This window comes from Saccharicrinis sp. GN24d3, assembly GCF_052400645.1.
Taxonomy (GTDB): domain Bacteria; phylum Bacteroidota; class Bacteroidia; order Bacteroidales; family Marinilabiliaceae; genus Saccharicrinis.
The window spans coordinates 1-20802 of record NZ_JBQTGI010000011.1 but is presented as its reverse complement, the minus strand read 5'-3'; the positions used below and the strand labels follow the sequence as shown (position 1 = coordinate 20802).

The 20802-nt window shown below is 38.3% G+C and carries 17 protein-coding genes; 5 read left to right on the top strand and 12 right to left on the bottom strand.

What is annotated here, in order from left to right; all coding sequences use genetic code 11:
- Positions 1-6 precede the first annotated feature (6 nt).
- From ACT29I_RS13775 to ACT29I_RS13740, 8 genes are all read right to left on the bottom strand, one after another.
- Entirely contained in the window at positions 7-2412 is a 2406-nt protein-coding gene (locus ACT29I_RS13775; protein ID WP_444793720.1) for a polysaccharide biosynthesis tyrosine autokinase, read from the bottom strand.
- Between the two features lie 22 nt (positions 2413-2434).
- Positions 2435-3277, bottom strand: coding sequence for a polysaccharide biosynthesis/export family protein (locus ACT29I_RS13770; RefSeq protein ID WP_444793719.1), 843 nt, complete (start codon positions 3275-3277; stop codon positions 2435-2437).
- Between the two features lie 148 nt (positions 3278-3425).
- Positions 3426-4214 (bottom strand): ABC transporter permease, encoded by a 789-nt coding sequence (locus ACT29I_RS13765; protein WP_430933016.1) that lies wholly within the window; start codon positions 4212-4214, stop codon positions 3426-3428.
- A 6-nt stretch (positions 4215-4220) separates the two neighbouring features.
- Positions 4221-4814, bottom strand: coding sequence for an ABC transporter ATP-binding protein (locus ACT29I_RS13760; protein WP_430933015.1), 594 nt, complete (start codon positions 4812-4814; stop codon positions 4221-4223).
- Between the two features lie 126 nt (positions 4815-4940).
- Entirely contained in the window at positions 4941-5735 is a 795-nt protein-coding gene (locus ACT29I_RS13755) for a sirohydrochlorin cobaltochelatase (protein WP_444793718.1), read from the bottom strand.
- 331 nt (positions 5736-6066) lie between these two features.
- Entirely contained in the window at positions 6067-6903 is an 837-nt protein-coding gene (locus tag ACT29I_RS13750) for a CvfB family protein (RefSeq protein WP_430933013.1), read from the bottom strand.
- 81 nt (positions 6904-6984) lie between these two features.
- On the bottom strand, positions 6985-7833 hold the full coding sequence (locus ACT29I_RS13745) for an HAD-IIA family hydrolase (protein ID WP_444793717.1): 849 nt from the start codon (positions 7831-7833) through the stop codon (positions 6985-6987).
- A 173-nt stretch (positions 7834-8006) separates the two neighbouring features.
- Positions 8007-8798 carry an META domain-containing protein gene (locus ACT29I_RS13740; protein ID WP_444793716.1) on the bottom strand — a complete coding sequence of 264 codons (792 nt, stop codon included), beginning with the start codon at positions 8796-8798 and terminating at the stop codon, positions 8007-8009.
- A 511-nt stretch (positions 8799-9309) separates the two neighbouring features.
- On the opposite strand from ACT29I_RS13740, the gene ACT29I_RS13735 reads away from it, so the two are divergent.
- Positions 9310-10923 (top strand): ABC-F family ATP-binding cassette domain-containing protein, encoded by a 1614-nt coding sequence (locus tag ACT29I_RS13735; protein WP_444793715.1) that lies wholly within the window; start codon positions 9310-9312, stop codon positions 10921-10923.
- A gap of 214 nt (positions 10924-11137) precedes the next feature.
- The gene (locus tag ACT29I_RS13730) at positions 11138-12184 is read left to right on the top strand and encodes a TRM11 family SAM-dependent methyltransferase (protein WP_430933009.1); all 1047 of its coding nucleotides are present in this window, start codon (positions 11138-11140) and stop codon (positions 12182-12184) included.
- Between the two features lie 92 nt (positions 12185-12276).
- Here the strand turns inward: ACT29I_RS13730 and ACT29I_RS13725 are convergent, their stop codons facing one another.
- Positions 12277-13212 carry a GDSL-type esterase/lipase family protein gene (locus ACT29I_RS13725; protein WP_444793714.1) on the bottom strand — a complete coding sequence of 312 codons (936 nt, stop codon included), beginning with the start codon at positions 13210-13212 and terminating at the stop codon, positions 12277-12279.
- A 503-nt stretch (positions 13213-13715) separates the two neighbouring features.
- Here ACT29I_RS13725 and ACT29I_RS13720 point away from each other — a divergent pair.
- Both ACT29I_RS13720 and ACT29I_RS13715 read left to right on the top strand, forming a co-directional pair.
- Positions 13716-14546, top strand: coding sequence for a hypothetical protein (locus ACT29I_RS13720; RefSeq protein ID WP_430933007.1), 831 nt, complete (start codon positions 13716-13718; stop codon positions 14544-14546).
- A gap of 102 nt (positions 14547-14648) precedes the next feature.
- On the top strand, positions 14649-15491 hold the full coding sequence (locus ACT29I_RS13715) for a hypothetical protein (RefSeq protein WP_430933006.1): 843 nt from the start codon (positions 14649-14651) through the stop codon (positions 15489-15491).
- A 79-nt stretch (positions 15492-15570) separates the two neighbouring features.
- Here ACT29I_RS13715 and ACT29I_RS13710 read toward each other — a convergent pair whose 3' ends face one another.
- Positions 15571-16083 carry a metallophosphoesterase family protein gene (locus tag ACT29I_RS13710; protein ID WP_430933005.1) on the bottom strand — a complete coding sequence of 171 codons (513 nt, stop codon included), beginning with the start codon at positions 16081-16083 and terminating at the stop codon, positions 15571-15573.
- 127 nt (positions 16084-16210) lie between these two features.
- Between ACT29I_RS13710 and ACT29I_RS13705 the strand changes: the two genes are divergently transcribed.
- Positions 16211-16714, top strand: a complete 504-nt coding sequence (locus ACT29I_RS13705) for a SixA phosphatase family protein (protein ID WP_444793713.1) — start codon at positions 16211-16213, stop codon at positions 16712-16714.
- A 102-nt stretch (positions 16715-16816) separates the two neighbouring features.
- Here the strand turns inward: ACT29I_RS13705 and ACT29I_RS13700 are convergent, their stop codons facing one another.
- Both ACT29I_RS13700 and mnmA read right to left on the bottom strand, forming a co-directional pair.
- The gene (locus tag ACT29I_RS13700; RefSeq protein WP_444793712.1) at positions 16817-19126 is read right to left on the bottom strand and encodes a beta-N-acetylhexosaminidase; all 2310 of its coding nucleotides are present in this window, start codon (positions 19124-19126) and stop codon (positions 16817-16819) included.
- Positions 19127-19305: 179 nt separating this feature from the next.
- Positions 19306-20505: a tRNA 2-thiouridine(34) synthase MnmA gene (gene mnmA / locus ACT29I_RS13695; protein ID WP_430933002.1), complete on the bottom strand. Its 1200-nt coding sequence runs from the start codon at positions 20503-20505 to the stop codon at positions 19306-19308.
- Between the last annotated feature and the right edge of the window lie 297 nt (positions 20506-20802).

The following is a 20802-nucleotide window of genomic DNA, read 5'->3' as shown; positions in this document are numbered from 1 at the left end:
TACAACCTATTCCTCGTAATATCCATGCCCGTATCCGTAGCCATAACCGTAGCCATAACCATAACCATAATTCGAACCATACCCCCCCTGTTTAACATTCAGGTCGTTCAGCAAAATGCCCACATTGGTTGTGATGCCTTCTGCTTTTAAATTAGATACCGTATGTGCGAATACCTGGCGGATAGTATGGTTATGACGGACCAAAAATATTAAAGCATCCGAATGTCGCGCTAAAATATATGGATCTGCAACCACCCCCATGGGTGGTGAATCGAGTATAATAATATCAAACTGCTGACGTAACACGGCGAACAATTCACTGGTTTTATCAGAGTTAATCAATTCTGACGGATTCGGAGGAATCACGCCGGAAGGAATAATATATAAATTTTCCAACCCGGATGGGTCCGGCAAAATAATATCTTTCAGTTCAGCCTTTCCAATCAGGTAATTGGACACCCCTCCGTAATCATTCAAACCTAAAACTTTGTTCAATCCCGGTTTTCTCATGTCAAAACCGATGATAACGGTCTTTTTTCCCGACAAAGCAAATACGGAAGCCAAATTCAAGGAGCAGAAAGTTTTCCCTTCACCTGGCATAGAGGATGTTACCGTAAGAATCGGTGCTTTTTTATCGCCCACCAAAAATTCCAGCCTGGTCCGAACCCTACGGAAGGTTTCCGTAACAACAGATTTTGGGTGCGTACTTACCACGTTCACCTCCTTTTTACTACTATGGATTACCTGGCCAATAATAGGAATCGAGGTAATCTTCTCGACATCATCTACGCCGGTAATTTTATTGTTTAGCAACTGCCTGACAACCAAAATGAGTAAAGGTATTAGAAGCCCAATCATCCCGGCTTTTTGCAAATTACTTTGCAAACTTGGCGTTACTTGCCCCCCACTCCTGGCAGCTTCTAAAACTTGATGATCGGGCGTATTGGATGCCTTTTGGATTTGTGCTTCGGATCTTTTCCGTAACAAAAAGGTGAAGACCTCGTTGTTCAAGTCGAACTTACGTTCTATCCCCAGCAGCTTTCGTTCTGTTTCGGGCAAACCATATAAATCAGCTTCAAACTTGTCTTTTTCTTCCTTAATTCTACTTATTTGATCGGATAAATTTCCTTTTTGGTTCTCGATAGATTTAATCAACACTTCCTTTGCCAGCTTCAACTCCATTTCCTTTTGCTCCGAATAAGGATTAATATTGGTTTCTCCCAAAGGGATTCCCACGGCCAAACGCTCAGCATTTAAATCAATTATTTTTTGAATTTGGGAAGTCAACAACTGATTGTCAACCTTATAAATGGCCGGCGCTATAATCTCGTTATCTATTTCACTGTTAGCAAAATAGTTAATAAGGTAGTCGTAATAGTTTTGCATAATGTACAGCTCTGCAAGTTTTTGTTCCGACTCCTGTAATTGGGTAAACAAATATTCCGTTTTAGAATCGATGCTTTGAATCCTGTTAAAAGTCCTAAAACTACTCAGCTCCTTACCTGTATCGCTTAACGAATCCTTGATATTGATCAGCTGCGACTCGATAAACTTGATGGTATTGGTAGCTATCTGATTCTTTTTTTGAAGATTTGATGCAATAAACACATCGGCCAAAGTATTAAGAAACTTTATGTTCTTGCCTTTGTTGGCTCCTGTAACAGAGATTCGAACGATAGAAGACTCACCATTTTTTTCTGCTCTTAACAACCGGGAATATTGGCCCGTTAAGGCTCCCGGATGATTAAACTGAAAATAATATTGGTTTTCCGAAGACAAAGAAAATCGGCCACTCATTATCCTAAAGCGAAAATAATCCTTACTAATCCATTCGCCAATTCGATACCGCTCCGATACCTGCAATGTACCGGGTACGGAACTCATGTTACCATTACTGTAATTATAGGTGGCTTGTCCCTCTGTTGAATATTTTAACTCAAATGTATTGGCATCAATCTTTTCAATATAAAACGCAGTATTCAATAGTTGGGGATGCAATGTATCAAACTCCACCCAATAATCATATGCCGGATATATTTCGGTAGTTTTAAAGTTACCTTTTACAAAATAACTTACATTAAAATTAAGGGAGTTGATGGCATTGCTTACCATGTCCCACGAAGTTAATACAGCCAATTGATTATCCAGATTTCTCATTCCAGGCGTTAAACCGAAACCTTCCATCATATCCGTCTGGGGCATGTCATTGCCCCGCTCTTCCATCAATATCCGCATGGAAGCACTGTATATCTCGGTAACCCAGCGATGCTTGAGATACACGCCCCCCAAAGCGATTGGTAGTGTTATTGCAAACAGCCACCAATACTGAAGTATATCCCTTATTAGTTTTTTGTAATCGAGGTTTATATTTAATCCTGAATCGGTAGTGGTGTTGTTTGGTGAATTTTGCATACAATAAATAATACTTTACCGACTATCTTGTTAAAGTTACAATAGTTAAAGCCAAAGCTAATAACGAAGAAAAAATACCCAAGCTAAAAGATTCTCCAATACCCAATTGCTTGGCTCTTATGGGTCGAACATAAATTAAATCATTGGGATATATAAAATACATATCGGAACCGATAATCTTATGGTCTGTAATATCTACCATGAATGTTTTGTAGGTTCCATCCGCTTGTGGCCTAACAATTTTCACATCCTTCTTTTTACCGTAAGCTGTCAAATCACCTGCGATACCAATTGCCTCATAAATTGTGATTTGATCCTTGCTCATTTTGTGTTGTCCCGGACTCGAGACCTCACCCAATATAGTAAAAGAATTACTTCCCAAACGCACAATTAAATTGAATTCCTTCAAATAGGGTTTTAAGTCCGCTTTGATTTTTTCCTTGGCAAGCTCCAGGTTACACCCTTTCAGGTTTATTTTTCCGGCATAAGGGAAATCGATATTCATGTCGTCGTCCACCATGTACATAAAAAGGTTGTTTTGTGTTGACTGATTTACACCGGTTCCCTGTGTCGTATTGAAAAACTCCGAAAGCTTAGGGTCGAAGGTTGATACCTGGATAAACAAATAATCATTCGGCTGTAGCGTGTACTTTCCTGTAATTTCAGTAGCTGCCTCGTACTCAACAATTGATTCTTTTTCCTGCAGATATAGCAATTCTTTTTGCGGTATACACGATACTGCCAAAATCAACAACAAAGGCAACCAAATAATTTTTCCCTTTAAACGCTTCATGTTAGTATGGTACATAACCGGCAAGGCCAGAACAAACAAAATGGCAAAAAGGAATATAAAAATATATTGCATTGATTATCAGGGTTTTTTAATGTTTTCAACGTAAGAAATGATAAATCCTGTTATGGATTGTATAATTAAACAAGCAAAAATAATCTTTTTATGGAGATATGCACATTACACTAATGATAATTTAGGTTTTAAACATCGATTCGAGTTATTATTTTAAAACTTCTTTCTTCAATCTATTAAACTTATCAAAGATAAACCGATTGGAAAACAAAATACTCAGGAAAAGATTCATGGTACTTCCGGTAAAAATGGCCAACATAATCATTATTTGATATTTAACTGCTACCACAGGATCGCTACCTCCCAACAGTTGTCCTGTCATCATTCCCGGAAGAGAGATTAGGCCAATAACCGTCATATTGGCTATCATCGGGTTCAACCCCCTTTTTACTGCTTCAGTAATAAATGGTCGCAAGGCCAGTTTATTTTCTCCGGTATTGGTCAAGAGGAAAAAAAATAGTTCTTTTTTCTCCGTAAGGCCTTTAAAATAGGCAGTTAAGCCTACAATATTATGATTCAACGAACTTCCTAACACCATGCCTGTGATTGGCACAAAATAACGGGCATCGAAAAAATAATTGGGTTTTATTACCATTCCCAGAAAGAAACTGTCAATAACCAGTACCGATGTCAAAGCCGAGAAAAACAAGGGGACAATAAAGTATTTCCAATTCAGCCCCACTCGGGTAATAGCTGTAGAAACACCTACAAGAATCATTATAAAAACCCAACCAGTATTTACATAGGCATTGTTCAGTTCAAAGAGTTGGTCCAAATACAAAGCAATCATGCTTAATTGCACAATCATTCGCAACAAAGCTATAAAAACGCTTTTCACTATTTTAACCCTGTGATACAGAAACAATGAAACAGGTATGATCATTACCAAAAACGCCAGGCTAAGATCAAACAATTGTATGTCGATGGTTTTTCCCATAAAAGCCTACAATTCAATTACCCGGTCTACGCTTTGCAACCAGATTTTATTGTGCGATGCCGAAACAATAGTTTTCCCCTTCAACGACTTCACTGTGCTCACCAACAGCCGAACAGAATGCTCGTCTAACGATGATGTGGGTTCATCCAAAAATATTATTTCTTTATTTAAACATAGGCAAATAGCAATGATGATACGCTGTTTTTGCCCTCCACTGACGTCTGAAAAATCTTTCCCCAAATTCCTTGCGTCGACACCAAGCTGTTTTAAAAAGGTTAATACCTTTTCTTTTTGATCCCCTATCTGCAATAGCCCCATCAATTCATTCCCATTTTTAACGGGTAAATTGATATTTTGCGGAACCCAGACAATCTTATTTCTAATCTGCCCGACTGACTTCTCATTTAGTTCGTCTCCTGCAACGATAACAGTTCCTTCATTTACCAACTCAAAACCTTGCAACAATTTCAACAACGTCGATTTTCCTTTGCCAGACTCTCCTGAAATACACACCGATTCCCCTCTCTCAATTTTTAAATTGAACCTCTTGAATACTTCCAGTTTATCGAACGAGAGGGATATGTTTTTACATTCAATCATAATCAGGTATTGAGATAGATGCTCATAAAGAATGCTTAACTTATGAACATGAAGATTAATTCTTTGCAGTGCAATTTAGAAAAAATAGCGAGAGTATTGTTTTTGTAATGAAAAAAGCATCCCACGTCAGAGACTATAAAAGGCATCCTTTAGGTGTTGTACCCAGATAGAAACCACTTCATTTATTTCGCCCGTTCCTTTTAAGATACATTCCACCTTAACCCCGGCAGAAGTTAATAAATGATACCAACTGGCTTGATCATCTCCACACATATCGTTTTTTACATGACCTCCGGCCACACTCATAAAAGGCATTAAAAATACTTTGTCGATTTTGTTTCGTTTAAGCTTTACAATTATATCCTGTATCGTTGGGAATCCTTCAACTGTTGCTAAAAATACACCATCGGTTTTTTCGGCAAAGTAATAATTGAGTGCTGGATAAAAAACATTGGAAAAGTGAGGAGTGCCATGTCCCATAAGAACCACACCTTCATTCAGCTCCCTTTCCGGAAAATTAGCGATCATGGCATCTACGGCCAACTCAATATCCTGATGGGAGTATAAGAGTGGCCGTCCCACTTTCACTTTCACAGGACCTTTGGGAATTTCCGTGATACCTTTTACTGTCTGTAATAAATAATCATACTCCAAACCAGGGATAGTATGCATTGATTGAACCGCAATATGGGTATAACCGTCATCTGCCATTTTCGACAATGCCACAACCGGAGAATCAATAGCTTCTCCTTGTTCCCGCAACTTTTTTCTGATGAAGGCAGAGGTATAAGCCCATTGGATTTTTGTGCCGGGAAAAGATTTTTTCACCTCACGATGCATATTCTCCAATGCCACCTTTGAAGAAGGGACCGACGATCCGAAGGACACCAATAAAATTCCTTTCTTAATTGGTTTTTCCATTTTATTTTTCGATAGCATATGTGTAGTTCCGATTATAGGATAAATAATATCTACTGCGGTTAACTCAATCCATTGTTTGAATTACCTACCCCAAAATTCACACTTCCATAAATTAATAGCTCTGCCTTATTAGGAGTTTTAATGGCAGGGCTAACATACGTTTCTCCACCTCCTCATGCTTCAAAATTTAAATAAGTCGGCTTATCCGAAAATATTCTGATATCACTAAACCCTTCGTCAACAGCTTTGGAAAGTCTGGGTAAAGTAATCTTAATTTTCAGACTAGAGGTATTAAAGTTGCCATTGACAAATTTTATTTTCCATTGTAGTACTATTTCAAAAGCCTGATTCCGCCTTGTTCAATATCGATGATTTTTTGCTTATAGAGTGAGCCGACAGCTTTTTTAAAGTTCTTTTTGCTTATTCCCAAACGGCGGTTAATCTCATCTGCCGAACTTTTATCGGTCATATCTATAAATCCATTGGCCTTTTCCAGTCTATTCAACAACGACTGGGCAATGCCTTCCACTTTTCCATATCCCGGTTTTTCAAGAACCAGATCAATTTTATCGTCTTCCCTTACTTTTTTAATGTAGCCTTTAACTTTATCGCCACGCCTTAAGTTACGATAAACCTCATTGTCATAAAGTATTCCTGTATGTGTACCGTTAACAATCGCTTTAAATCCCAGTTCCGACTGATGATAAACAATCAAGTCCACTTCCTGTCCTTCCTCAAATTCCGGCGGCAGGTTATCCAGAAACTTCTCGATTTTAGACGATGCGGCTATTCTGCGGCTTTCATCATCCAGATAAACGTAAACAACATATTTCTTGCCCTTCTCCATGTCCATTTTTTGCTCACGGAACGGCACCAACAAATCCTTGGGCAAACCCCAATCCAAAAAAGCTCCTACTTTACCCACGGATACTACTTCCAAAAAAGCGAACTCTCCAACCGTTGCTTCCGGCATTTCTGTGGTGGCTATCAACCGGTCTTCCGAATCCAGATAAATAAACACTTCCAACTCGTCATCCACGGTACAGTTAACCGGTACATATCTGCGGGGCAACAGAATTTCCCCCAAATCTTCACCCGCATCTAAATAAAGGCCAAAGTCCAGGTCCTTCACCACTTTCAACACATTATATTTACCTATTTCTGTCATTGTATTTATCTATTTATATTGCAAAGATACTTTTAAAGTAGCAAGTAACAAGACGCAAGTATTAAGATGGTAAGATAAGTTTTAATCCACCACTGAGATACAAATATGGGTTGGTTCAATCCCCGTTTCCTGTATCATAACTTCAGCTTGCTTAGGAATAGTACTGCCCGATAAAACAAGTGCAGTATCGATACCAAAATTATTTCCACCAATAATATCGGTTGCCAGGGTATCCCCAACCATCAAAATTTCACGCTTCGAAATTTTGCGCTCCTTGTTCACTCTATCAAAAGCATATTTAAAAACACTGACATCCGGTTTGCCGAATCTAAAAAATTTACGATTGGCCACCGCTTCAAACATATTGGCAATACTTCCAATAGCCAACGCTGTTTCACCATTATTAACCGGATAAATTAAATCTGGATTGGCTACCACAACCGGAACATCAGTACCTCTAATTAGATTAAGGGTTTTGTTAATTCCCGGGTGAAATTCGTAACCACCATCATCAAACAGAACAATTGCTTCTATATCAGGATAGTCTTTGGGTTCAACATTTTCTATTCTTACCGGCACCAAGTCGGCACCTTTAATAAAAAACTCCGAAGTATTACGCCCCAGATATGCTACCGAAGCGCCAGGGTGAATATTTTCTTTTAAAAACGTCATGCTCATCATAGCCGACGAAATCAGGTTATCTGCTTTTATAATCTCAATACCCGCTTCGTGATAGGTTTTTGCCAGCAGCTCGGGCGAACGGGAAGCATCGTTGGTGATAATATAAAATTCGATGCCTTCTTCCTTAAGAAAATCCAACATCTCTTTTACGCCATTCATTATTCCATTGTGCTTTTTCAATACACCATAAGCATCAAAAAACACGACTTTATATTGCCGAACTACTTCTTTAAACTTTGCAATTTCCATTAAACGTTGAATAATGAGACCCTAATTTATTAAGCAAAATAAATTTATCTCATATGTTTACATGGCCGCAAAGATAATTTTTAGATCAGACTATATTCATTATGTGGCAAAAATTGTTTTTAGATTTGTTTGATAGCTATTAGATAGGCATTGTGACATATTTATACTCAAATCTAATCTCCTTTCTTAAAAACCAAAGTATCCGTTTCATTCTCCAATATTAGATATAAGTCATTGAAGTTATATTTAAGTGCTTTACCCGAAATTGCTTTTGTGAATTTTGGTTCAACCACATCGTTGAGGCAAGCCCTTTTTGTGCTCAAAACTGTAGTGAAACAAATTTCTTCCCTTCCAAAATAAATGTTTGATGAAAAATTATTGCACCCTAAAAAACCCATGGCTTTTCCTTTATCCAAATAAATTTCCATGAACGGATGGTTGCGAAGGCCTGAAGCATCTAGTTTTTCTCCATTGATCTTTTCCAGGTTCCACCTATCATGTAAACCAATGGCACCATAAAATTCACCCTCACCATTAAACACTTGTAACGATTTAGTTTTATGGTCTTCATAAGCCACAACAACATCAAATGGCTTTTCTCCAGGCAGAATAAACTTTTTTTCTTTGTTTTTAATACTTACGGTCAGTTTTCCGTCTTTGCTGATCACTTCGTGTGTTGCCTCCGAACCTCTTAATCCTTTACCCAGCGCAAGTATATTTACTTCAAAATCTTTCTCCAATTGGTATGATGTGAATCTCACCTTTTTATCAAAATCAATTTCCAGCAACCAAACCGAGTCATTTCCCGAGGCCAAGAAATCTACTCCTTTCTTTTGCATTTCGTAATTGACATTTGATTCCTGCATACTTAATATAGCACCTTGCTCTTTATGCGTTTTATCTTTTAAGGTTGCGCAAGCGCATGCAAAGAAAACAGTAAATGTTATTAAAATATTCCTTATCATATGAACTACCTTTTTGTTATTGTTGAAAAACTAATTTACACATTAATTTTCAACCATAGTAAGTTGAAATAAATAATATTCAGGATTAGTTACGCAATAGGTAAGGCATGAGAAGAAATATTCCTCTGTGTCAACTTAATCCTGATCTATTGAATTCCTCCGGCAAAAATCTTATTATTTAAGCCTTGATTGGATTCTATTGCAAATCCTGCAAATCTTGTCTGAAGAAATAAACCCAAGTTCTCTGGTGTTCATTCATTAACGTTTTCCATCCATTAAACATTCCTTAACAATTAAAAACTACCCAAGGTACTTTAAGCTCAATTATAATACCTATTTTTGCGCGCATTTTATTGAATAGATCGTCAGATTTTAGACATAAGATAATATACTTATTTTCAAGATATATTAAGCTACTAAATTACAGGCAATATCTCTGTTCCAGTCTACAAACCCAACAAGCTAGCTTAGCCATAAGACTATTTAAGTGAAAATAAAAAAAACGATATAAATGATTACAGTTTCGAATTTAAGGATTCAGTTTGGGAAAAGGGTTCTTTTTCAGGATGTGAATTTAAAGTTTACACAAGGCAATTGCTATGGTATTATTGGAGCCAATGGCGCCGGAAAATCTACCCTTTTAAGAATATTGAGCGGCGAATTGGATTCAACCGGCGGAACGGTTGTTTTTGGCCCCAATGAACGTTTGTCCGTGCTTAAGCAGGACCATCACGAATTTGATGAACTGACTGTTTTAGATACCGTGATGATGGGACACACTCATCTTTGGGAAGTGATGCACGAAAAGGATGCTTTATATGCCAAACCCGATTTTACGGACGAGGATGGTATCAAAGCTTCGGAGTTGGAGGAGAAATTCGCAGAAATGGACGGCTGGAATGCAGAGAGTGATGCGGCCAGTTTGTTAAGCGGATTGGGTATCAAGGAAGATTTGCACACCACCCAAATGAGTACTTTGAGCGGTAAGCAAAAAGTAAAAATCCTTTTGGCCCGCGCCCTATTCGGTAAACCTGAAAACCTCCTGCTGGATGAGCCTACCAACGACCTGGATCTGGATTCGGTGAGTTGGTTGGAACATTATCTGTCGAACTTCGAAAATACGGTATTGGTGGTATCCCACGACCGTCACTTCCTGGACTCCATCTGTACGCATACGGTTGACATTGACTTTGGTAAGGTTCAGTTATTCTCGGGTAACTACAGTTTCTGGTACGAGTCGAGTCAGTTGGCGCTTCGTCAGCAACAGCAACAAAACAAGAAGGCCGAGGAAAAGAAAAAAGAGCTTCAGGAGTTTATTGCCCGCTTTAGTGCTAACGTGGCCAAAAGTAAGCAGACCACCAGTCGTAAAAAGATGTTAGAAAAATTAAACGTGGAAGAAATTCACCCTTCCACCCGTAAGTATCCTGCCATCATTTTTACCCCGGAAAGAGAGCCGGGAAATACCATTTTGGAGGTTCGAGATTTAAGTGCTTCCATCGAGGGAGAAACCTTGTTCAAAGACGTTTCGTTTAATGTGGAAAAAAACGATAAAATCGTTTTCCTTTCTAAAGACCCTCGAGCCATGAGTGCTTTGTTTGACATTATCAACGATATACACAAACCGGATACCGGGGAATACCGCTGGGGTCAGACCATTACCAAAGCCTATCTCCCTGTTGAAAACTCTGGGTTCTTTGATAACGACATGAATATTCAGGATTGGCTGGCACAGTATTCTCATGATACAACCGAAATTTTTATCCGAGGCTACTTAGGTAAAATGCTTTTTTCAGGAGAGGAAATCTACAAGAAAAGCAAAGTGCTTTCCGGTGGCGAAAAAATGCGTTGTATGATTGCGCGTATGATGTTAAAGAATGCCAACACCATGATTTTAGATACGCCTACTAACCACCTGGACCTGGAATCTATACAGGCTTTTAACGAGAAGCTGGAGCAGTTTAAAGGAATCGTGTTGTTCTCCAGCCACGACCACGAATTTATTCAAACAGTAAGTAATCGCATCATCGAGTTAACACCGTCGGGAATTATCGACAAGCAGATGGACTATGACGATTACATTGCCGACGAAGAGTTGATGAAAAGAAGAGACAGTATGTACGTTTAAATGCAACTTTGTAACTTCATAAAGTTAAAAGTAACAAGTTGAACGTTTTTAGCACTAGACTTACAAAACGTTCATTTGGTTTAATGATGACATTAATGGCTATTGGTTTAACAAAGGTTAGCCAATAGCCATTCTTACTAATACTATTGGGGGATTTCTGAACTCCCCATTATAAATAGGAATTTGTTTATCGGTTGATAGATTTTTATATCAGATGAAGTACCTAATACTACAGCATCCCGGGCACAACCGGGTTTATTACAGTATAGCCGACAAGTTAGCGTTGGCAGAATTAAAATTGGCCAGCACAAGATTATCAGCTGATTGCACCAATATTGATATTGTAGAGATTAAAAATATCCGCTATTTATCCATCGAATCAGATGGCACTCTTACCCCAAAAGATTTAAATTTAATAGCGAGGCTATCCTTTGTTTTTGCCATTTTTGTGCTGAAGCACAAGGACAATGAAGATTATTTAATTCCAATACAAAGGGACGAATACGAATACCTGAACAATAAAATCAGCTCGCTCCTTAAATACCCCGGCAAAACCAACGAGTTATTTACCAAGATGATGATTAACGTTGCTATGCTTTCAAGTGATTTTACCTACGGCGATAAAATAAAAATGCTGGACCCGGTTGCCGGGAAGGGAACCACTTTGTTTGAAGGAACAACCTATGGCTTTGACACATACGGTATTGAAATAGAACCAAAGTCGGTGCACGAAGCGAGTATTTTTTTTAGGAAATATTTGCAGACAGAAAGAGTAAAACATCTAATGAGCAAGAAGCAGATTTATGGTTCAAATAAATCTGATGCTGTGGAGATTCAGAAATTTGAATATGCTACCAGCAAAGAACAATTCAAATCAAGAGAAACGATCAAAACCCTGGGTATGGTGAATGGCAATTCTCAAAATGCTTTTAAATATTTTAAAAAGGAATTGTTTAACATTATTGTTGGTGACTTACCCTATGGCATTGCGCATGGAAACGTAAAAGGTAAAAAAACTGCCTCCAAAACCAGAAACCCATCCCACCTTCTGGATGAATGTTTACCGGAATGGGTGAAAGTATTAAAAAAAGGCGGCGCAATAATCGTAGCATGGAATTCCTTCATTGTTAACCGACAAAAACTTTCGGAAACATTTACTAAACATGGACTTGAGGTATTATCTGATTCTCCTTACGACGAATTTGAACATATGGTGGACAAATCTATAAAAAGAGATATTGTTGTGGCCAGGAAAAGGTAAAAGACATGTAAAAGAAGCAGGGGATCAGATCCTAGGGAAATTGAAACAACAATGTCGCTTTTGATTAGGTATACACTGGCAACAGAACATCCTTAATTTTTACGAACGTAAAATTTTCCTGATATCTCCGCTTTGTTAACCAATATAGTCCGGTAAAAATAAACACCTGAAGATAAATCGGAGATATCCATACTAAACGCATTGTCCTGAATACTCCGGTATATAATTTGCTCCCCTGATAAATCATAGATTATAATAGAGGCAATCGGAACGGCCGAAGTACCTCTAACTTCATCAATAACAGGGTTTGGGTATAAATTCCAGCGATATCGTTCCTTGTTTGAAGGAACACCTGGAGCGATATTTAAATCCATATTCTGTATTACCTCTCTAACCCATTGGGCATACATTTGACCACTGGGATGTAGATTATCGCTGGCAATATATTGCGGCTTTTCCTCTGCTTCTCTGCTAATAGTTGTTATATCAATATAGGTAACGCCTAATTCTTCTGAAATTCTTCTGTTCACCTGGTTGTACATATCTATCTGGGCACTAATCGTCGCCCTGTTATAAGTACCAAAAGGAGTGTAGCCATAATCTGGAATGGACAAAACAAATACGCCAGCAACCTTGCCTCCACAAAATTGAATGGCCTGGTTTAATAATTGCCTAAACTCTGTTGGGTATTTTTCAAAACTGGTTCCCTGAAACTGATTATTTACACCAATCAATAGGGATACCAGGTTGTAATCATTCGAAGGGTTTTGCAGCTCAATATTATTCTGTAGGTCATCCGTTCTCCAACCTGTGCGTGCTATAATTTCAAGCTTGCCAATGGTAAAACCACGATTCTCCAGATAACTAGCCAGCTGATTTGGCCACCGTTCCGAAACAAGCACACTTTGCCCGATGGTATATGAATCTCCCAACGCCAAAAAACGAATAGGGTTACTTACGTGTATCTCTTGACCTCTTGATGCAATACCCAAAAACAGAAAAAATATGAACAGGGTTATTTTTTTCACGGATTACTGTAATAAAAAACGATTCTTACAACTTGCTTAAATTATAACAGACAACATGCATATTGGTTGTTTATATAAGCCATAACGAACGGTTAACAATTCATAATTAAGCACCCATAAGGATTTTACTTATGGCTATACTTGCCCACTTTTGAGATGATTGGCAATTCAACATCCTCTATTATTTCGAACAGAAATATATTAGCATTAATAAGAATAATTGGTGACTTCTTTAATTTTTGGGTATCAGCTGCCAGGTTAAAAAGAGTAACGCAAACGACAAGACGGTACACTGCATCCAAACAGACTTTGCAAGCTTTTGAAATCCTTATTGACTTACATTCTTGTTCTTTGTATATTTACCTAACTTACTCTCAGTAATTTATACTTTCCCGGACGAAACCCGGTGCAGTATCAATTAAATATTTATTGATCGATAACTCAAAATAACCGTCGATTGCTAAAAAAAAGGAATTCTAATAAAACTTTAAAACTATAATGTTATGCCAGCAGTAACTCCACCTAAAGATCACATGATCAGCAACGCTGAAACACGAGCAGCCAACCTTACAAGTGGCAAAAACTCCGAAATACCGGCCACCAAACAATTTGTCGTAAATGCAACCGGGAACCTATTTGTTGCAACAACACTCAACGGTGTCGATACTGATCATGTAACCATATCTAACGAAGCGGAAGAAGCCTTTGGCCAGGTAAGTTTGTTTTTTGCTGCTATGACCAAAGCAATGACAGAGGCTGGGGCCAATCTATATGATTATGATGCTTTAGACAAACTAGTCTCTTCTTCTGGCCTCTTTGTTAAGGTAACCCAAAGCAATATTCGTTTCATAAGCAGTCAATGGGGACTTACCATCGGAAACCAATTGATCCAAACACTTTTCGGTTTGAGCGGTAACCTGGCATCTATCGGGAAATCACTGATGGATATGATTGTTGGCATGGGAGAAGAATCCATTAAAATTGAGTCGGAGAGTTCAAGTAAAAAAACAAGAGTTGGTACCATTGTTTTTGTTTGTGAGTATTTATTGGGAGCAGTCTCTATAACTCCGATTATAATTTCTGTTGATGCCAAAGAAGCTGCAAGAATTATGAAAGCGGGACCTTGCCTCAGTTTTGAAAATAAAAGGTATGAAATCTCCATTCGTAAAGCGGTTTACCTATTCGTTCCCCCATCTTTTGTTAAACACGCAGTATCTCTAAATGAGGCGATGTCAGATCCGGAATTTAACAACCTAGTTGAATCCATTAAGTCTGCTATTTCCGAAAATGAAGGAGGTCAACCTACTCCTAAACCAGGCGGAAGCGGGAAATAACCTGGGTTAAACATAATAGAATATTAACCGCTAATACTACAACAGGCAATTATGCAAGGCCGTAAATGCTTGTCAAAACCATTTGTAACTAAACCCATTATAATGTTTAAAAAAATCTGGCGTTATTTAAAAGGGAACAACGATAAGGAAGCTCAGTCATATTATACCCCCATGACCAAGCATTATGTATTTAACGAAACAGGTAATATAATGCTTTGTGCCACCACTGACAGTATCCAAAATTTCGATCAGGATATTAAAGATTCTTTTATTGATGTCAGCGTGTTTTTTACGGCTATGACTAAAGCTGTACACTCCGTCAAAAATGATGTGACCGATAAACCATTCACTATATACAACTACCAAGCGGTGAAAAATATTTTAAACCAGTCCGGAATGTTTATTGAAATGAATGTGGAAGAAGGAGTTTTTAGCCATAAAGGTGTTGGCGGCCCCATGGGGAAAGAACTTATCCAAACTGTTTTAAACCGCAATTTTTCTGATTCAAAACTAAACTTCTCAAAAAGTATGTTCAACGGCATGGCATATCAGGTTAAAGGTGTCCAGGATAAACAAAACCTTAGTGACAGGGATCGCAAACTGTGCCGCAGCGGCAATATCTTCTTTATTTGTGAACTGCTGCTGGGTCTACCTCAAACAACTGCTGTATTGGTAAATATTGAAAGTAAAAGCATTGATGAAAAATCCCAAAAAGATAATGATGCAAAAGATATCTTCGAATTAGGCAAAGTTGACGAACGCACACACCAGTATCTGGGAATAGAGCGGGAGTGGAAATTTAAAAAACGAACCTATTTATTTGCACCACCCAAATTCCTTAAAAATAACATAACAGCCTTAAGTGATGCCAACGCTCCGGAATTTGATGATTTAATAGAAGCTTTAGCTGATAGATTAGTGAAACAGGTGAAGGAACAGGGCTAGGCGCAGTCAAAGGAACATTAAGAACTGAATGATTATCATATTTAATGCATATAAGTGCAAGTGTTTAGAAAGAAAAAAACTAATACTTGGCCCCAAAACTTTTATTATCCAGCTCAATTACCTCCAAATCTTTAATCTCACCCTTATCCAGCGCAAACCGGATGGCCGTCCGCACTGCGTGAAAACCGGAACGGCCCGCAGCCCCTGGGTTCATATGCAGGCAATTGATTTTATCATCGTAAATTACCTTTAGGATGTGCGAATGACCGCAAATAAATAGTTTGGGCGGGTTCTTGTATATTTCTGATTTTACAGATGGGGAGTATCTGCCTGGATAACCACCAATATGGGTGACCCAAACATCAACTCCGTCACATTCGAAACGAAGATGTTCCTTCAGGTCGGCCCTAATTTGTGCATCATCAATATTACCAAAGACAGCCCGGGTTGGTTTTAGATCGCGCAGGGCATCAAGTACTTTTACATCTCCAATATCACCGGCATGCCATATTTCATCGCAATCGGCAAAAAGTTCCTTAAATCTGGGGTCGAAATAAGAGTGGGTATCCGATAATAGTCCTATACGAGTCATCAATTAAAGTTTTATTTTGCCCGAAAATAGCTTATTTTAGACAATAAATAATCGCATAAAGAAGAAATACAAAAGTATAAAGGTTTTAAATTATAAATGTTTGACCGATAAACTTGATACTTCATAAATGAAAAAACTAATATTAGTGCGTCACGCCAAAACAGAGCAGGTTTACGATTACAGCAAATCTGATTTTGACCGCAAGCTTATGCCACGCGGCCATAAAGATTCTGTGATTATTGCAGAGCAACTTAAAGCAAAAAGTATTCTTCCAAGTCTTTTTGTTACCAGCAAGGCTAAACGAGCCAAGCAAACTGCCAAGATTTTTGCAGAACATCTGGGATATCCAGAGGATAAAATACGGAAAGAACAGTTTATTTACGATGGTTATACTACTTCAGAGATGCTCAGTTATTTATCTAAGGTAGGAGAAGCACATGATACCATCATCGTTTTTGGTCATAACCCGGATATTGCCGGCTTAACCGTAAATCTGATTACTGAAGACCTATGGCACTTTCCTACGAGTTGCACAACGGTGATTAATTTTGCCGCTGATACCTGGAACGACGTTGAAGCCAGAGCCGGAAAAGTTGAGCTATATATTTATCCAAAGATGTTTAAAGAATAAAAGAAACTGGGAACAAGGTATATGGTAATAAAGTTATAAAAGCGCAAGGGTATTAGGTTGAATTGTGCAATTGAGTAAACAATGTTCATCAACCCATCGTATTTAAAAAATTTGTAATTCATCAATTTTCATATGGGATACTTTGCCTGCTCCCGCATGCGTTTCGGGAATTGGATCTACTTTATATATTTTGATACGGATATTCTGAATGTTTTTAGCCTGACAAGCTAAGCTATTCGTTTTTATATTACGCCCTTGCGTATAATTCTCTGCAATGTCTCCTGTATCTCCTATTTTTATGTATTCACCATTTATATCTGCAAACACCTCGAATCGCGCTATGGCATATAAACCATGTAAGGTATGCCTTAACGATCGTAACGTTATAGTATTTATATTTTTGGGTTCAGGCAGCTTTACCTCAATCAGGCAATCCCCATGAAACGCTACCCAGCTTGTATCGCCTGATTGCAAAAATTCGCCATATGACAAATCTGTTAAGGACTGAAGATTATTATTGGTTTCTCCTTCGATAAGTCGCACTTCTGCCCCAGCAGCCTGATGAATTTGAAATACTTGATTTAACACATCTCCCATCCTTTTATCTTTATCAAAAATGGCAGCCTTTAGCGTTGCTGTTTTATTAATCTCAATCGTATCTGTATACATCGGACTCTGCATATTGGGTTCCGATCCATCTAAGGTATATCGGATCACTGGATCTGATATTTCAGAAGTAAACCAAACTTCAATCCTCTTACCATTCCCTTTATGATGCACCCAAGGATTAAACACGCTCTTTGCGTGCCTGATACCCTTTTTATCCATCAACTCCATATGCGGTATCAGTCTGTCGACAAAATCATCCCAATTTTTATTTCTTTGTTGTGTCCATGCGTTTTCTGCCGCTGCAAACAATCTAGGGAAAGCCATATAAGTAAGCTTTCCCCAATCAGAAACACTTTCTGTCCAAAGATTTGCCTGGGTACCGATGATATATTTCCCTTGTTCTTTACTTAACTCATTAGGTATAACCGAATAAGCATACACATCAGATAACAAACTTTGTCCATACCCTAAATTAGGCTCGTACGAGGACTGGCCCTGTTTAAAATCAAGATAATGGTATTTGAATGGACACATCACTACATCGTGGTTCATCTGAGCAGCTTTAATTCCACCTTTTTCGCCCCTCCACGACATAACTGTTGTATTAGGAGCCAATCCTCCATCTAATACCTCATCCCAACCCATCATTTTTTTTCCATTTGCCCTTACCAATTCCTCCATTTTATGAATAAAATAGCTTTGCAATTCACGAGTATCTTTTAAACTATTTGATTTCATAAAATCATTACATTGATCATGCTTTTCCCAGTAATGCCTATAGCACTCGTCGCCACCAATATGGATATATTCCATCGGAAATAATTCAGCCACTTCTTTAATGACACTACTCATCATTTGATACGTGGCCTCATTACTTGGGCACAAAGTATTATTCAAACGACTCCATCCAGTTGCCACATAGGTTTTATTTTTTGAACACGACAATTCGGGATATGATGCAATAATGGCCCTTGAGTGACCGGGCACATCAATCTCAGGGAGGATTTGTATATTCCTTTCATGCGCATAAGCGATTAACTCTTTTAACTCACTTTTCGTATAATATCCGCCATAAGTAGCTTTATCCCCTTTTTTCTGTTCAGGCCTTCCCCAGTAGCTATTTACATTTTCATCCGTTGTATTATAATCAACCCGCCACGAACCAATTTCGTTTAGTTTAGGATAACTCTCAATTTCCATTCTAAATCCCTGATCGTCGCTTAAATGCATATGAAACACATTTAACTTCAACTCTACCATATAATCTAGGACCTGTTTTAGCTGATCGACCGTTTGCATATGTCTAACCACGTCAAGCATAAACCCTCGCCATACAAATGCAGGTTCATCTTCTATCAATAGGCCAGGAATAGTTATTCGTGTAGTATTCTCCTCATTATTGGTTGCGATTAGTTGCTTTAATGATTGCAATGCGTATACTACTCCGCCATAAGAAGATGAATAAATTGAAATATTGTTATTTGTAATTTCCAGATTATATGCATCACTTTTTAGCTCAGGTTTATGCTCAATAATAATCTGATTTTCATAATTAATTGCTTCCGCCATTGGAATTATAGATCCAGCTATCTTGCTCAATTCCTTTTGAAAATATACGCTGCAATTTAGCAACTCTTCGTTGTCTGTATTAAATACAATATTTGTATTTTTATTAAGCACAAAAGCAGAAGAAATATCTACCACCTTGAGGGGCTTGGGAATTATCTTTATTTGCTTCTCCCTATTCGTATGACAACTAACCCATAAAACAGTTAAACCTATCAGTAATATCAATTTATTCATAGCGATCATTCTTATCAACATTAAAACTAAATATTAACACATTACGTTTGTTTATAATAACCCGGTAAAATTCTAGACAAAGTAAACAGCAACTGTTCTCTTTTTCCGTCAACCTATAAAGCATCAAATACTACCATGTGATAGTTGACCATTGGCTATCAACTTGCAACCGATAACTGTTAATTAATCACGCCTGATCCTATCAGTTCATCATCCACATACCAGGCAGCAAACTGACCAGCGGCAATACCCCGTTGCGGTTCATCAAACACCACATACATACCTTCTTTTCTTCTGTGAATAACTCCGCTTTGCAACGGTTGGCGATAACGGATACGAATTTTCAACCTACGGCTCTCCCCTACTTCCATGGCCAAATCCGGCCGAACCCAATGTAACTCGTCGGCATTAACTTTTAGCACCTGACGAAACAAGCCGGGATTCTCTTTGCCCATACCCACATATACCTGGTTGTATTCTATGTTAGTTCCGATGATAAACAAGGGTTCAGGGAACCCCCCAATATTTAAACCCTTACGTTGACCAATGGTATAAAAATGCGCTCCACCGTGCTCTCCTACTTTTTTACCATATTTAGGATGAAACATATATGGTTTTGATAAATCCTCCAACAGTTCATCCGAAGGATTATCTTTGGCTTGTTGCCAGTCTCGCTGATACAATTCAGCTTCGTTATCGATCAAGAAAACCTTGCCTTTTTTGGCTTCGAGCTTTTGCTGAAGAAATACAGGTAAGTCCACTTTACCCACAAAACATATTCCCTGTGAATCTTTTTTATGGGCGGTTACTAGATTCAACTCGTTGGCAATCCTGCGCACCTCTGGTTTAATAATATCCCCAACAGGAAACAAAGCTTTAGAAAGCTGTTCTTGCGAAAGCTGGCAAAGGAAATAACTTTGGTCTTTGTTGTTATCGCTACCTGCCAGCAGACGATGATATTCTTTGCCGTCTTTTTCAATGGTTTCCTTACGACAATAATGCCCCGTAGCAACATAGTCGGCTCCCAGCTCAAAACATTTATCCAGAAAAACATCAAATTTAATTTCCCGGTTGCAAAGCACATCCGGATTTGGTGTGCGACCTTTTTCGTACTCGGCAAACATATAATCCACCACACGCGCACGGTATTGCTCACTCAAATCCACAAAATGAAAAGGAATATCTAACTTTTTAGCCACAGCCATAGCGTCGAATTTATCATCCAACCAAGGACAATCCGCTTCGAGTACACCGGTAGTATCATGCCAGTTTTTCATAAACAAACCGATCACCTCATAGCCTTGTTCCTTCAACACATAAGCTGCTACACTTGAATCAACTCCACCCGATAATCCTATGACTACTTTCTTCTTTTGCATTTTAATTCCTCTTCTTATTCTTGTACAAAAAATTAGCGCACAAAGATAAATTAAATTAGTAACATGTCATTCCTCAAATCATAAAACTTAAAAATGGTTGTTTCACAGCCGGTTCTAGGCCACAGATGAAGCAGATTTTCCGTCGTACATAAAAAAAAAGGGAGCAACATGCTCCCTTTTAAGTTATATTAGTTTGTCTAATTCTATTTATCCGCGGACACTTGACTTCCGCACTTTTTGTGGGACACCCTCCGTATCCCTTGCTATTGCTGACTTTCTTTTTTAACTTGGGTGTCC